The sequence below is a fragment of the Populibacterium corticicola genome (genome assembly GCF_042683685.1).
Classification (GTDB): domain Bacteria; phylum Actinomycetota; class Actinomycetes; order Actinomycetales; family Cellulomonadaceae; genus Timonella; species Timonella corticicola.
The window spans coordinates 1-13,500 of the sequence record NZ_JBHUOP010000011.1 but is presented as its reverse complement, the minus strand read 5'-3'; the positions used below and the strand labels follow the sequence as shown (position 1 = coordinate 13,500).

12 protein-coding genes and 1 tRNA gene are annotated in these 13,500 nt (G+C 60.0%); 7 read left to right on the top strand and 6 right to left on the bottom strand.

Annotation, left to right across the window (positions count from 1 at the left end; all coding sequences use genetic code 11):
* Window positions 1-178: 178 nt before the first annotated feature.
* The 4 genes from ACFSYH_RS14860 to ACFSYH_RS14845 all read right to left on the bottom strand — a co-directional run bounded on the left by ACFSYH_RS14860 (window position 179) and on the right by ACFSYH_RS14845 (window position 5,391).
* Window positions 179-1,423 (bottom strand): DUF4032 domain-containing protein, encoded by a 1,245-nt coding sequence (locus ACFSYH_RS14860; protein ID WP_377468247.1) that lies wholly within the window; start codon window positions 1,421-1,423, stop codon window positions 179-181.
* Between the two features lie 447 nt (window positions 1,424-1,870).
* Window positions 1,871-2,971: an ABC transporter ATP-binding protein gene (locus tag ACFSYH_RS14855; RefSeq protein WP_377468245.1), complete on the bottom strand. Its 1,101-nt coding sequence runs from the start codon at window positions 2,969-2,971 to the stop codon at window positions 1,871-1,873.
* A 129-nt stretch (window positions 2,972-3,100) separates the two neighbouring features.
* Window positions 3,101-3,895 carry a trehalose-phosphatase gene (gene otsB / locus ACFSYH_RS14850; protein ID WP_377468243.1) on the bottom strand — a complete coding sequence of 265 codons (795 nt, stop codon included), beginning with the start codon at window positions 3,893-3,895 and terminating at the stop codon, window positions 3,101-3,103.
* Window positions 3,896-3,900: 5 nt separating this feature from the next.
* The gene (locus ACFSYH_RS14845) at window positions 3,901-5,391 is read right to left on the bottom strand and encodes an alpha,alpha-trehalose-phosphate synthase (UDP-forming) (RefSeq protein ID WP_377468241.1); all 1,491 of its coding nucleotides are present in this window, start codon (window positions 5,389-5,391) and stop codon (window positions 3,901-3,903) included.
* A 108-nt stretch (window positions 5,392-5,499) separates the two neighbouring features.
* Between ACFSYH_RS14845 and ACFSYH_RS14840 the strand changes: the two genes are divergently transcribed.
* The 3 genes from ACFSYH_RS14840 to ACFSYH_RS14830 all read left to right on the top strand — a co-directional run bounded on the left by ACFSYH_RS14840 (window position 5,500) and on the right by ACFSYH_RS14830 (window position 8,388).
* Complete coding sequence (locus tag ACFSYH_RS14840; RefSeq protein WP_377468239.1) at window positions 5,500-7,275, top strand: serine/threonine-protein kinase; 1,776 nt, start codon at window positions 5,500-5,502, stop codon at window positions 7,273-7,275.
* 41 nt (window positions 7,276-7,316) lie between these two features.
* The gene (locus ACFSYH_RS14835) at window positions 7,317-8,135 is read left to right on the top strand and encodes a DsbA family protein (RefSeq protein WP_377468237.1); all 819 of its coding nucleotides are present in this window, start codon (window positions 7,317-7,319) and stop codon (window positions 8,133-8,135) included.
* Window positions 8,136-8,316: 181 nt separating this feature from the next.
* Window positions 8,317-8,388: transfer RNA gene (locus ACFSYH_RS14830), tRNA-Thr, on the top strand.
* 243 nt (window positions 8,389-8,631) lie between these two features.
* Here the strand turns inward: ACFSYH_RS14830 and ACFSYH_RS14825 are convergent.
* Both ACFSYH_RS14825 and ACFSYH_RS14820 read right to left on the bottom strand, forming a co-directional pair.
* Window positions 8,632-9,468 (bottom strand): SGNH/GDSL hydrolase family protein, encoded by an 837-nt coding sequence (locus ACFSYH_RS14825; protein WP_377468235.1) that lies wholly within the window; start codon window positions 9,466-9,468, stop codon window positions 8,632-8,634.
* Window positions 9,469-9,551: 83 nt separating this feature from the next.
* Window positions 9,552-10,265 carry a uracil-DNA glycosylase gene (locus ACFSYH_RS14820; RefSeq protein ID WP_377468249.1) on the bottom strand — a complete coding sequence of 238 codons (714 nt, stop codon included), beginning with the start codon at window positions 10,263-10,265 and terminating at the stop codon, window positions 9,552-9,554.
* A 57-nt stretch (window positions 10,266-10,322) separates the two neighbouring features.
* On the opposite strand from ACFSYH_RS14820, the gene ACFSYH_RS14815 reads away from it, so the two are divergent.
* The 4 genes from ACFSYH_RS14815 to ACFSYH_RS14800 all read left to right on the top strand — a co-directional run bounded on the left by ACFSYH_RS14815 (window position 10,323) and on the right by ACFSYH_RS14800 (window position 13,384).
* The gene (locus tag ACFSYH_RS14815; RefSeq protein ID WP_377468233.1) at window positions 10,323-10,613 is read left to right on the top strand and encodes a DUF3263 domain-containing protein; all 291 of its coding nucleotides are present in this window, start codon (window positions 10,323-10,325) and stop codon (window positions 10,611-10,613) included.
* Between the two features lie 500 nt (window positions 10,614-11,113).
* On the top strand, window positions 11,114-11,377 hold the full coding sequence (locus ACFSYH_RS14810) for a LytR C-terminal domain-containing protein (protein ID WP_377468231.1): 264 nt from the start codon (window positions 11,114-11,116) through the stop codon (window positions 11,375-11,377).
* Window positions 11,378-11,574: 197 nt separating this feature from the next.
* Window positions 11,575-11,778, top strand: coding sequence for a cold-shock protein (locus ACFSYH_RS14805; protein ID WP_377468229.1), 204 nt, complete (start codon window positions 11,575-11,577; stop codon window positions 11,776-11,778).
* A 136-nt stretch (window positions 11,779-11,914) separates the two neighbouring features.
* Entirely contained in the window at window positions 11,915-13,384 is a 1,470-nt protein-coding gene (locus ACFSYH_RS14800) for a phytoene desaturase family protein (protein ID WP_377468227.1), read from the top strand.
* Window positions 13,385-13,500: the final 116 nt, after the last annotated feature.

The following is a 13,500-nucleotide window of genomic DNA, read 5'->3' as shown; positions in this document are numbered from 1 at the left end:
ATGCCTCAAACGCTACATCGCCCGAGACCTCTACCGCACACTCAACACACTGCACCACACCCCAGCGACAACTTGACAACTATAGAAGCGTCTCGTTGCGTTCGAGGAAACAAGAGTGCGCTGTTAATCCTAAGGTGAACTGCAAATTCTCGGGCAAACTCAACCTTGGAACGTGCTGCTAGTCCTGAAGGGAAGCATCCTCAGGGTCGAGTCCAAGAACAGCCATCTCATCTGGTCGTTCGGGCAGCACGTTTTTGACGTATGAGTCCACGACTTCCGGCATGGGTACGTTACGGTTTTGCTGCTCCGACAGGAACCACCGGTGGTCGAGGATCTCGTGGAACAACTGCGCAGGCTCAAGCTTCTTCCGCAACGCCCGTGGCACGGCCTGAATGGTCGGCTCAAAGACCTCGGCGAGCCAGTCGTGCGCAACGAACTCGATCTCGTCATTCTGGCGTTCGGTGATCGCACGGTAGTGTTCGAGGTCGTTGAGAAGCCGTCGTGCCTGGTTCTCCTGCACATCGAGCCCGGTCAGGTGCATGAGCCTGCGGGCATGGTGGCCAGCGTCTACAACCTTCGGCTGGATCACGATGGTCGTGCCGTCGATGTCGGTGGTCATCTCGATCTCGTCGACATCGAAGCCAAGAGCGTTGAGGTACTCGATGTGCTGTGCCACGCGCCACGGTTCATCAGCATCGAACTCCTCCTGATCGTGCAGGGCGCTCCACAGTTCGTTGTAGCGCGACATGAGGGCGTCACCGATTGCGATGACATCCTCGTCCTCATCGATCATCTCGCCTGCCTGTAGATCCATGAGTTCACCGATGATGTTAGTGCGCGCCAGATCGATGTCGTAGTTGCGTTGACCGGGCGTGAGTTTAGGGTGCAGTTGGCCGGTCTCGGCATCCACGAGCCAAGCCGCGAAGGTCTCGGCATCGCGCCGGAAGAGAGTGTTCGACAGGGAGACATCGCCCCAGTAGAACCCGATGAGGTGCAGACGAACCATGAGCACTGCGAGGGCGTCAATGAGTCGGGTCGCGGTGTCTGGTTGGAGTGCCTGACTGAACAGGGAACGATACGGAAGGGAGAACTGAAGGTGCTTGGTGATCAGCACTGCCTCAAGACGTTCCCCGTTTTTGTCTTTACGGCCGGTGATGACGCCGACAGGTTCAACGGAGGGAACATCGGTGCGCTGCAACTGCCGAAGCAACTCGTACTCGGAGAAGGCCACGGTTTCACCGATCTCCTTGACGGCGAGTACCTGACCTGAGAGTTTCACGAACCGTACGACGTGTCGAGAGATACCGCGGGGGAGCGCCGCGAGAATGTCGGGTGGCCATTCTTCGAGTGGGATGTCCCATGGCAGCGTGAGGAGAGCCGGGTCTGGCTTGGCTGCGGTGATCTGAAGAGTCTGCTTGGGCACGGTCGAAGTCCTTGCGTGTCTGGTGAGTTGTCTCGTGGCGCGAGGGGAGTCGGATGCGGAGAGCCGACGTCCTCTAGTCTACGCGGGGGAGACATCTTCCCGGTAACCGTGCACTGTTCAGTCGTTACCCACCCAAAAACCGGCGAAACCAGCCATACATCCCTGCGTTTGCCACCCGCATCTCCACGTTCAACGCAGGTAGCCCACGGGCAAAGAAAACAAGCGTATAGGTTTTTTCTCGTCTGTAAGTGTCCCGGTCACTCACACACCAGACAAAACCCATACCCCTAACAAAGCGAAGTGGCGCGTGGTGGTTGGGCGACCAGGTGAGTCGTGGGCGAACGGAACTACCTTTGCCTCAAGCCGCAAGGTATGGAAAAACTCAGGGTGGGCGATCCTGAGGATCGCCCACCCTGAGTTCAGGAAACTACCTGTTGACCTTAAAGATCAGATGGTTGCGAGACGTGCTCCGCTGCTTGGGGAGAATACGTGCTCAGCACCTGGCTTGATCGCCACGTGGATGAACTCGCCCTTGTCTGGCGCGGTGCGTGGGTTCACGCGGACGATAACGTCCTGGTCGCCATTCGCGGTCTTGAGCGAACCGTAGACGAACGCGTCCGATCCGAGCTCTTCAACGATGTTGACCTGAACAGCGAGTGCCGATGGGTCCGATGCCGAGACCAGTTCGAGCGCTTCTGGACGGAAACCGATGGTGACCTGTCCGTTGTCAGCCTCGGTGAGGCCAGCGATTGCGTCGCGGGTGATCGGAAGACGAGCGTCACCGATCTCTGCGACGCCGTTGTTCACGTTGTAGGTGCCGATGTTCATGGCTGGGGATCCGATGAAGCCTGCAACGAAGACGTTCACAGGAGTGTCGTACATTTCGCGTGGGGTGCCAACCTGCTGGAGCAGACCGTCCTTGAGGACCGCAATGCGGTCACCCATGGTGAGTGCCTCGGTCTGGTCGTGGGTGACGTACACGGTGGTGACGCCGAGGCGACGCTGCAGGGATGCGATCTGCGTACGGGTCTGAACGCGGAGCTTTGCATCGAGGTTCGACAGAGGCTCGTCCATGAGGAAGACCTGTGGCTGACGAACGATTGCGCGACCCATTGCAACACGCTGACGCTGACCACCGGACAGTGCCTTTGGCTTGCGGTCTAGGTACTGGGTCAGGTCGAGGATCTTTGCTGCTTCCTCAACGCGCTGACGGATCTCGGTCTTGTTGACGCCAGCGATCTTGAGCGCGAAGCCCATGTTGTCGGCGACGGTCATGTGTGGGTACAGCGCGTAGTTCTGGAACACCATTGCGATGTCGCGGTCTTTTGGCTGAACGTCGGTGACATCGCGGTCACCGATGAGGATGCGTCCCTGGTTGACGTCTTCGAGGCCAGCGAGCATGCGGAGCGAGGTGGACTTACCACAACCGGACGGACCAACGAGGACGAGGAACTCTCCGTCTTCAACATGGAGGTTCAACTGGTCAACTGCTGGGCGTTCGGTGCCTGGGTAGATACGTGAGGCGTGGTCATAGGTTACGGTAGCCATTTGTGCTACATCCCTTCACCGGCAGGTACGTGCCGGACGATCCGTTGTGATGGGTGTGCACGCGTTCTTCCACTCGGGTGTTCTGAGGGAAAGTGTCCGCGTCGACACATGTTTTGTTGTGTGGGTCTGCTAGAGACCCGCATTCACTTTATCAGCAATCTCCTCAAGTAGATATGCCACATCGGTGGGACTTTCCACTCGGTATGCGGCCGCGGTGTCGCCTGGGCCGACCTTCACGCCGAGGTCGTCCTCGGTGAGTATCGAGAATACCGTCTCATCGGTGACGTCATCTCCGAAGTAGGCGACCGACGCCGCGCCAAGTTCGGCCCGTAGCGCCGCGATGGCCTTGCCCTTGGTGGCATCGGTGACGGAGACCTCCGTGACGTCGTGCCCCAAGATCGCGTGCGCATCGAGTGTGGCCACGTAGTCGCGGAAGTCCGGTTCGATGAGCGCGGTGGCACGATCAGAGGCGAGGCGCGTGTGGAGCACGATGGAGGTCTCCTTGACCTCAACCCAGGCGCCATCCGCAGATGCGGCCAGTTTTTCGGCTCGGGCGCGCGCGGCGGCGAGGGTTTCGGTTTGGTGGCTGCTCAACTGCGTGCGATTGGCGACGAGTTGGCCGGTTGAGTCAATGTATCCCGTCTGCGCGCCGTGGGTTCCGTAAAGATGGGAACCGGGGACGGGTTTGGCCAGTTGGACAAGTTCATCAATGCGTCGCCCAGACACGTAGGCAACGTGCACGAGTCCTCCGCGAGAGTTCGCGAGCCGCTGTAGCGCTGTCACGCTTCGTGGGAGTGGGCGGCTGCGGTTTGGGTCGTCGACCAGTGGCGCGAGGACTCCATCGAAGTCGGTCGCGATGATCAGTGGTCCGTTGTGGGAGGCGAACTTGTTGACGGCCTGCTGTAGTTGGGTGGACAAAGCCATGTTCCTTACTTTCCCGCCACTGGGCTGACTGGTGCTTCGAGTGGGCTGGCTGCGGATCGCACCGACTGCGATGCCGTGTGATTTGTTGCCCCAAGCGATTCGAGAGTGCTCAGGAACGACTTCGACCAGCGAGTCACATCGTTGGACATGACCTTGCGGCGTAGCCGAAGCATGCGGCGACGGCGTTCGTCCGGCGTCATGTTCGCGGCATCGAGAAGGGCCTCCTTCATGCCGTCGATGTCGTGTGGATTCACCATGATGGCGCCGGTGAGTTCATCTGCGGCCCCGGTGAACTCAGAGAGCACCAGCGCGCCGCCAAGATCGCTACGTGCTGCAACGTACTCCTTGGCCACGAGGTTCATGCCGTCGCGCAGGGAGGTCACGAGCATGACGTCCGCGGCAAGATAGAGCGCCGCCATCTCCGCCTGCGGGTAGGAGTGGTGCAGGTAGTGGATTGCGGTGTGGCCCAGTTGCCCGTATTCGCCGTTGAGCCGTCCCACGAGCAACTCCACGTGTTCCCGTAGTTCCTGGTAGGCCTCGACGTTCTCCCGGCTTGGGCTGGCCACCTGAACGAGGGTGCAGTCGCCTGGAGTGACGCGGCCATCTTCAAGTAGTTCGCCATAGGCCTTGATACGGTGCCGGATTCCCTTGGTGTAGTCGAGCCGGTCAACTCCGAGCATGACCACTCGTGGGTTTCCCAGTTCCTCACGGATCTCTTGAGCGCGCCTACGAACCGATTTCTTGCGGGCAAGAGCCGAGAACGACTTGGAGTCGATTGAGATCGGGAACGCGGATGCCTGAATGGTCCGGTTGTAGCCCTCGCCCTCATGCACCGTGAACTTCTCGGTGCGGGCCTTCACCCCGGTCAGTGCAGTCACGCAGCGCCTGAAGTTCGCAGCGTCAGTTGGGCGTTGGAATCCGATGACATCCGCGCCAAGGAGGCCATCAAGAATCTGACGCCGCCATGGAAGCTGCTGGAACAGCTCATACGGTGGGAATGGAATGTGATTGAAGAAACCGATCTCCAGGTCGGGGCGCAATTGGCGCAGGAGCGCTGGAACGAGTTGTAGTTGGTAGTCGTGTACCCAGACCTTCGCTCCGGGCGCGGCTTGAGCGGCAGCGGCCTCAGCGAACCTGGCGTTTACGCGGCGGTACACATCCCACCAGGCACGATGAAACGCGGGCGGTGCGATCACGTCATGGTAGAGGGGCCACAGGGTGTCGTTGGAGAATCCCTCGTAATACTCGCTCACCTCTGACGCGGACAAGGGAACTGGTACGAGGAAGGTGCCATCGGCATCAAACGGTTCAAGCTCCAGATCCGGGGCGCCGCTCCAGCCGACCCACGCGGCATCGGCGTCCCGCATAACAGGGTCAAGAGCCGTGACAAGACCTCCCGGCGAGCGAGTCCACGAGACTTCGCCTCCGTCGGTCGAGGTGATATCAACTGGTAGGCGGTTCGAGATCACAACAAGGTCAAAGACGGCTTTGCTCATGCTTTACTAACTCCTTATGGTCATAGTCACCATACCGACACAAGGCGATTTGTGCTCTTTGAGAGGAGAAATTCATCGCTGAGCGAATACCGTAGGACTATGGAACGGATGGGATTCGAGCCGGGGACAGAGATCGGTGGCTACCGCATAGTCAATCAGCTTGGTGCTGGGGCTATGGGGGTTGTCTACCGCGCGGTAGACGGCGGTGGGCAGGCAGTGGCCTTCAAGATCCTGCGCAGTTCGGCAATAGATCAGGATGAACTGCGCGAACGACTCATCCGCGAGGCAACCTCGCTCCGCAAGGTCAACCACCCGGCAGTCGCAGCGATGCTCGATGTCGAAACCGACGCTGACGAGACCTTCATCGTGACCGAACTCGTTGAAGGCCCAACACTCGAGGCCTACGTCGCCGATAACGGCCCGTTGCCACCAGGACAGTTGGCAGCGACGGCGCAGCGCCTCCACAGCGCGCTAGAGGCAGTCCATGAGGCGGGCGTCGTACACCGCGACCTCAAACCCAACAACGTCCTCATGGGCACGGACGGTCCTGTGCTCATCGACTTCGGTATCGCACACGGAATGCAGGACCCGCGTCTGACCGCCACGGGCCTCGTAGTGGGGACCCCCGGCTATCTTGCACCCGAACTCATCAATGGTCGCCACCCCAACGCCGGAACCGATCTGTGGGGTTGGGCCGCTGTGCTCACCTTCGCAGCCACGGGGCGAGCGCCTTTCGGATACGGAGGCTACGAGGCGGTCATCGCCCGAGCGATGGCCGGGAAACCCGACGTGGACGGTCTCGACGAACGCGTGGCCTACGCGCTACGCGGAGCGCTCGCGGTGTCCCCGGAGAACAGATGGAGTCCGCAGGACGTCATTGAAGAACTCAAGGATGCCGCCGCCATGCCCGGCACGGTACCGATCTATCACAGCGCCACCGACTCCCAGGCAACCGAGGTCATCACCGCAACCCCACCGGTTCCGCTGCCCGACGCCGACCCAACCCTCGTGCGACCCCAGGCAACGGTTCCGCTGGAGGGAAACCAACTCGTCGGCAATCAAGACGGCCACACGGCCGTCATCTCAGCGGAAGATTCCGCAACCGAAGTCCTCGAACGTGGGACACCGCCGACCTTCACTCCCATTGGCGCGGGTGCGGGGGAACACGAGACCTTCGACGAAAGCCAGGGGATCAGCTATCCATCCTTCGACAGCGGAGATGGGGAGGGCTACCCCGAGGATGACTATCAACGTGCCGAACCGCGGCATCGCTGGGTGCCGCTGAGCGCGGCCGCACTGACCGTTGTCCTTGCAGCATGCTGGGCTCCCTTCATAACGATCATCGTGTTGGTCGGCTTCCTCCTGCTCTTCTCCGTCGTGGGGATTGGGTGGGATGCCTATCACGGCAAACGTGAACGCCGCGGCCCACGCCAGAGCGACACCGCTGCGGCGGTATTCCTCGCTCCCTGGCATGCGATCAAGGGTATCGCCTACGCCCTGCCGTCACTGGTATTCAGTGGCGTGGTCAGCATCTTCGTTGGTGGAAGCCTGTTCTGGCTGGCCTACAGCGGAAACCTAGGCGGATCACCGCAAGACGGAGAGATCGCCCGAGGGCACCAGACCATCATCATCGCCGCGGCGGTCACAGTGTTCGTCATCCTCGCCTGGTTCGGCCCGCTGACCCGCACCACGCGGCTCGGAGGGAGACTCACAATGGAGGCGCTCTTCCCCGGACCATTTGCAACCATGGTGCTCGTGTTCCTGCTTCTTGGAGCAAGCGCATACATCGCGTTTGTCGTGTACGGAGAAACAGCATTGCAACCATGGCCCTTCAGAATCTCTCCAGAATCGGCGAATAATATACTCGGCAGATTCTTTAACTAAACGTGTGGCAACCAGCCCACACAGCGAAGACAGGCAGACACATGAGCAACCAGCAGAGCGTAGACAAGAACAAGCGCCGGGAAGAAGCGCGCGCCAAAGCGCTTGAGATCAAGAAGGAACAGGAACGCCGCGAACGCCGTTCACGCATGGTCATCCTGGCCGCCGTCATCGCGGGACTCGCGCTCGTCGTCGCCCTTGCCGTGATCATTCTGCGTCAGGCGCCCTCGACCATCCCCAGCGACATTACGTCGATGCCCGCCGATGTCGAGGCACCGGCCAATGCCTCCACTGACGATGGTTCCTTCGCGCTCTACCAGGGCGAGGTCGTCACCGAACTCCCCGCCGATGTTCCGGTCCTCGACCTGTACCTCGACTTCATGTGCAGCCACTGCGCCAACTTCGAGACCATTCACAACGACTGGCTCATGGGCAAGCAGGAAAGTGGAGAACTCGTAGTGCGTCTCCACCCAATCGCGATCCTCGGAGCCTCCGAGTCCTACGTGCGCGGCTCGACCTATGCCGCACTCCTCGAAAAGGACCTCGACAAGGCACAGCAGTTCGCTAGCTGGGCATTCATCAACCAGACTGCCACCGGAATGGGCACCACCGCTCAGGCCGACTACCTCAAGAGCATCGGTGTGAGCGACCAAGACGCCGAGGCCGCCACCTCCGGCAAGTACGAACGTTTCATCCAGGCTGCATCCACTGTCACCCTCAACACCCCTGAGTTGCGTGATGAATCTGGAAGCTTCGGAACCCCAGCGATCTTCTTTGACGGGGACCGCGTCACCAGTTCGTACATCGAGGCTGAAGCCTGGCAGGCAGACGTGGAAGAGCGCATCGCCGCAGCCGCCAACTAGCCGATCCCAGTTGGTGCCGGGGAAGGAGCCCTGGCTGGTTGTGCGGTTTGACCGTGCGTCGGGTTGCGCAACCAGCCGCTGCGGCCCCGGGTCCGCTGAACCTACGGCATGCGATTTCCCAACCGGCACCAACTGCGGTTAATCTATTACCTGCACGACTGCGCTGCATGTGGTTGTGCGCGCCTCCTTAGCTCAGTGGTAGAGCACTCGCCTTGTAAGCGAGCGGTCATCGGTTCAAATCCGATAGGGGGCTCAAACTCAGGTGGACCCGGACAATGTCTGGGTCCACCTTTTCCGTGTACCCACGCATGTACTGTAAGCGGGCTATCCATGGGCTGGGAATGCGACCATGGCTAGCGCATTGCCACTGGGGCGGCACAGTTTCAAATGGTTATGCCGATCGGGGTGATGCTCGCGCAGACAATCGCAGGTTTGATCACGGTACGACTGGTGTCACGGGCAAGGACAATCGATGCGAACGCCAAATCCTAGGTTCCTACTGCACGATTTCCTCAAGTGTCGGGTACTTGGCGACTCTACTGTCCCCGGAGGATGTTCCAGTGAGGCGGCGCTTGATCCATGGTCCAACGTGGACCTTGGCCCAGTCCAATGACTCTCGGCTGCGTTCGCGCAGAGGAAGGTCGGGAGCCTTTTCGAGAGGTTCCGCAAAACGCGGGTTTTCTGGTCGTAGCCCAAGTCCAACGAGTCCCATGTCCGCGACGCGACGGTGCCCCTGCGTGGTCAGGTGGATACGGTCGTCTGCCCAGAAACGTGAGTCCGCGATTGCTCGATGGCCCCACATGTCAAGGACGTAGGCTCCGCGCCTGTGCGCGATGGAGAAGATGTGGGCGTTGTACAGTCCGATGCGGGAACGGGTGAGCGCGAGTGAGCCTGTACCGCCAAAGTCTGTTCCCGTCGCGAGAAGCACGTCGGCTCCTGTGGCGCGGGCCTTCGCGACGGCGTGGTCGAGGTGCGCTGCAATCCGGTCCACATCGGTGTTGGGGCGCAGAATGTCGTTGCCGCCACCGATGATTGAGATGAGGTCGGGCTGCATGTCGAGTGCGGGCTGCAGTTGCTCGTCGATGATGGGGCGTAGGAGCCGCCCGCGGATGGCGAGGTTGGCGTAGCGCAGGGGAGTCTCTCCCGCCGCAACACGGCGTGCAGAGAGTGTCATGGCAAGCATGTCGGCCCAACCTCGGCACTGGTCGGGGTCGTTTGGACTGATGTCCCACAGGCCCTCGGAGAAAGAGTCGCCGATCGCGACGTAACTTTCCCATTTCGGTGGGTTGGCATGCTGTGAAGTCAGTTCGGGTGTCTCAGTCACGCTTGCCATCCTACGCCTTTTGCGTATCTCTGTGCCGGTCCTCGAACGCCTTAATGCAGGCTGAATGTGTGCGTGGCGACGATCCGGTCACGTCAGAACAGCAGGTTCGGCTCAGGCTGTGGCGGCATGTTGTTGGGGTCTGGCAGTTCCCAGTCGATGGGGTCTTGCCCGGTGCGTGTGAGGAACTCGTTTGCCCGTGAGAAGGGCCGGGAGTCGAAGAACCCGCGCCGGGCAGAGAGCGGGCTGGGATGTGCTGAGGTGATGACGTGGTGCGAGTCCAAGAGCGGTTCGAGTTTGATGGCATCCGCTCCCCACAGAATGGCGACGAGGGGTTTCTCGCGGGCGGCAAGGGCCTCGATAGCGGTGTGGGTGACTGTCTCCCAGCCTCGTCTGCGGTGCCCGCCTGCGTCGCCCGCGGGAACAGTGAGAACTCGGTTGAGAAGCAGTACGCCCTGATCGGCCCAATGACTGAGGTCTCCGTGCGGTGCCGGCTCAATCCCGAGGTCGCTGTAGAGTTCCTTGTAGATGTTGCCCAGAGACCGAGGGATCTTGGATCCCGGAGCCACGGAGAACGACAGGCCGACCGCGTCACCCGGCGTGGGGTAGGGGTCTTGGCCAACGATAACCACCCGTACGTCGTTGAGAGGGGTCTTGAAGGCGCGCAGTACGTTGTCTCGCTTGGGCAGCGTGTGCTGTCCTGGGCTGTAAGCCTCAGTGAGTAACCGGGCAATGAGCTCCTCATGGGGTGCGAGTACTTCTGCCCAGTCGGTTGCGAGTTCGCCAAGTGGAGAAACCTGTGAGTTCATGTGTGCATTGGCCGCGGTGCTGTTGTTTGTCACATGGTGAGGTTATCGTTTAAAGGGATGAGTGAGGAAACTATCAGGATCGCTACGACGCCCGGCGACATACCCCAAGAGCAGCGTGATGGGCTAAGTCCGCTTGAGCGAGAAATCCTGGATTTTGAGTCGAAATTGTGGAAGAAGACCGCCATCAAAGAACGCGCAATTTCGACACAGTTGGGAATAGCGCCAATTCAGTATTACCAGTATCTTGCCGCACTCATGGAACGTCCAGAAGCCATCGAATATGCTCCGGCAACCGTGCGACGCTTAACCGAAGCGTTTGCGGCGCGCACGGCAAAGCGTCTCGTATAGTCGGCGCTGAACAAAGAATGTCTTGAAACACAATGCGTTTGCCTAGTTAACGCCGTACTAAAAAGGATAGTGTTAAGCCCGTGAGTAAGCGGAAAACCTCGTATCCACCAGATGAGTTTGATATCCAGCCAGACTCGGTGCCACGCAGCGGTGTGCACCGTGCCTCGCGCAGTGCTTGGAGCCAGATCTGGCCGTACCTCGTCGCCTTGGTCGTTGCGGCGGCGCTGGGGCTTGGTTCCATTTACTACCTGATGCAGTCGCCCAACTCACGGGTCAACGAGTTGATCAATGACGCCACCGGTACCAGTACCGCTGATCCGAACGGCACCGAATCGTCTGACCCAGACGGAGAACTCGGGGATGAAGACGGCGAGGATCCAGACACCGACAACTCGTCCTCGGAAGACCCTGCCCCGGATGAGACGGAAACCGACGAGCCGGACCCAGACGAATCGTCGGCAAGCGATGACCCAGCAGATGACGAACCCGCCGCACCGGAAGTGGACCGCAGCATATCCGTTCGCGTGCTGAATGCGAGCGGACGCCAGGGCGTTGCCGCAACTGAAGCCGCAAAGCTGACGCAGGACGGCTTCACCAACGTCACGCCGGACAACTTCCAAGGCGATCTGCCCTCCAACTCGATCATCTACTACAAGGGTGCTGGAAACCAGGCGAATGCGGAGCGCATCGGAGAGCTTCTGGGCATCACGAACCTGAGCGAGGTCTCCGAACTACGGGCCGAGGTCTCGGTGGTTATCCGCTAGCGAGAGGCACACTGACAGAGATACTTCACGGGTGGCCTATTTTCACAGTGTGGAATGTTGTCCCAAAAATGTATCTATCGAGGTGAAAACTCTTTTCTTGGAGCGCCAAAGCCACTAGGCTCGATGTTGTTGACAGGTGATGAAGTACCGATTCTGACCCTGGAGACAGAAACACCAGCACCATGCAAGGAGCAGTCATGGCACAAGGAACCGTTAAGTGGTTCAACGCCGAAAAGGGCTACGGATTCATCACCCCGGTCTCGGGAGAACAAGACCTTTTCGTTCACTTCAGTGCGATCCAGACCGATGGATACCGCAGCCTCGAAGAGGGGCAACAGGTTGAATTCGAAGTTGGACAGGGAACCAAGGGCCCGCAGGCCGAGCAGGTCCGCCCTCTCTGATTGAGATCACTGAAGCGGCTAACGAAGAGTCTTCCACGCCGCAACACAATGGCTCGACATACTCTTGAGTATGGCGAGCCATTGTTTTATCCAGGCACACAGGCCACGGACCAAGCACGAATGATGAGGAACAAGAGTGAGCGTTGAACGCGATGTCGTTGTGGTGGGCAGCGGCCCAAACGGTTTGGCTGCAGCCGTTATCCTGGCGCGCGCTGGTCTAGGCGTTCGCGTTCTTGAACGCAATGCAACCATCGGTGGCGGAGCCCGCACGCAAGACCTCGGACTGTATCCAGGCATCGTGCACGACATCTGTTCCGCGGTACACCCAATGGGTATCGCCTCTCCGTTCTTTGCCGAGTTTGACCTAGCCGCACGTGGTGTTTGCCTTCTTGAACCGGAGGTGCAGTACGCCCAACCGATCACTCCTCACACAGCGGGCCTGGCGTACCGTGACGTTCGCCGGACGGCAGCCGAGTTGGGTCCCGATGAGGGAGCGTGGCTGGATCTGTTCGGATACCTGAGCGAGCATCCCGATGCGGTAATCTCCGCAGCGCTCGGTGATAAACGTTCCATCTCTCGCACAATGCTCCGAGAATTCCCCGGCGTCGCCCGGTTTGGGTTGTTTGCTCTGGAACAAGGTCTGGGCACCTGGAACCATCGTTTCAAACAAGCCATTGCGCCGGCACTGCTGACCGGCGTTGCCGCTCATGCCATCACGCCGCTACCATCCATGGCTGGCGCTGGAACTGCCCTGATGCTTGCTACGATTGCGCACTCACATGGTTGGCCCATCCCGCAGGGGGGCACGCAGAGCATCACGGATGCCCTCGTCGCTGATCTCAAAGCGCATGGCGGAGAGATCTGGACAGAACACGACGTGACGGATCGCTCCGACCTTCCAGCGGCTCAGGCATATCTTTTCGACACAACACCACGCGCCGCACTGCGGATACTTGGCCGGTCAATACCAGATGATCTGGCCGGTTCGCTCAACAGGTTCAAGTACGGCAATGCCGCCGCGAAGGTTGACTTCGTGGTGTCCGAACCGATTCCGTGGACCCAATCAGATGTTGGACTGGCCGGAACCGTACACATTGGAGGCACCCGGCAAGACCTCGCTACGGCGGAAGCGGAGGTTTCTCGCGGACGACACTCAAGGAAACCGGTCGTATTGTTGAGCGACCCCGGCATTGTGGATTCGACTCGAGTTGTGGATGGCAGGCGTCCAGTGTGGACCTATGCGCATGTTCCTGCTGGGTCGACGCAGGACCCCACGGAAGCCATTATCCGTAGGATTGAGGAGTTCGCCCCAGGCTTTCGGGACACGATCGTGGCATCTCGGTCTGTTTCAGCCGCAGAGATGGAACAACACAACCCAAACTACGTTGGCGGAGACATCGCAGCGGGAGCTGCAACGCTGTGGCAGATGTTCGCACGGCCCACACCACGCCTTAATCCATATTCCCTGGGTGTTCCGGGCGCCTACCTGTGCTCTGCATCCACGCCTCCCGGTCCTGGGGTGCACGGCTTGAGTGGTATGTTCTCAGCGAAGCGGGTGCTCTCGGAGGTCTTTGGCGAGAAGGAGCAGCCATCGCTTGCCCCGTGACTCTGCCTTCCCCTCCCGGAACGAGACGCTTCTATAGTTGTCAAGTTGTCGCTGGGGTGTGGTGCAGTGTGTTGAGTGTGCGGTAGAGGTCTCGGGCGATGTAGCGTTTGAGGCAT

What these genes read in the sequence shown, in the direction of transcription:
- otsB (WP_377468243.1), bottom strand. Translation starts at nt 3,895, where the DNA reads ATGGCTTTGTCCACCCAACTACAGCAGGCCGTCAACAAGTTCGCCTCC.
- ACFSYH_RS14805 (WP_377468229.1), top strand. Translation starts at nt 11,575, where the DNA reads ATGGCACAAGGAACCGTTAAGTGGTTCAACGCCGAAAAGGGCTACGGA.
- ACFSYH_RS14840 (WP_377468239.1), top strand. Translation starts at nt 5,500, where the DNA reads ATGGGATTCGAGCCGGGGACAGAGATCGGTGGCTACCGCATAGTCAAT.
- ACFSYH_RS14815 (WP_377468233.1), top strand. Translation starts at nt 10,323, where the DNA reads ATGAGTGAGGAAACTATCAGGATCGCTACGACGCCCGGCGACATACCC.
- ACFSYH_RS14835 (WP_377468237.1), top strand. Translation starts at nt 7,317, where the DNA reads ATGAGCAACCAGCAGAGCGTAGACAAGAACAAGCGCCGGGAAGAAGCG.
- ACFSYH_RS14845 (WP_377468241.1), bottom strand. Translation starts at nt 5,391, where the DNA reads ATGAGCAAAGCCGTCTTTGACCTTGTTGTGATCTCGAACCGCCTACCA.
- ACFSYH_RS14820 (WP_377468249.1), bottom strand. Translation starts at nt 10,265, where the DNA reads ATGAACTCACAGGTTTCTCCACTTGGCGAACTCGCAACCGACTGGGCA.
- ACFSYH_RS14825 (WP_377468235.1), bottom strand. Translation starts at nt 9,468, where the DNA reads ATGGCAAGCGTGACTGAGACACCCGAACTGACTTCACAGCATGCCAAC.
- ACFSYH_RS14855 (WP_377468245.1), bottom strand. Translation starts at nt 2,971, where the DNA reads ATGGCTACCGTAACCTATGACCACGCCTCACGTATCTACCCAGGCACC.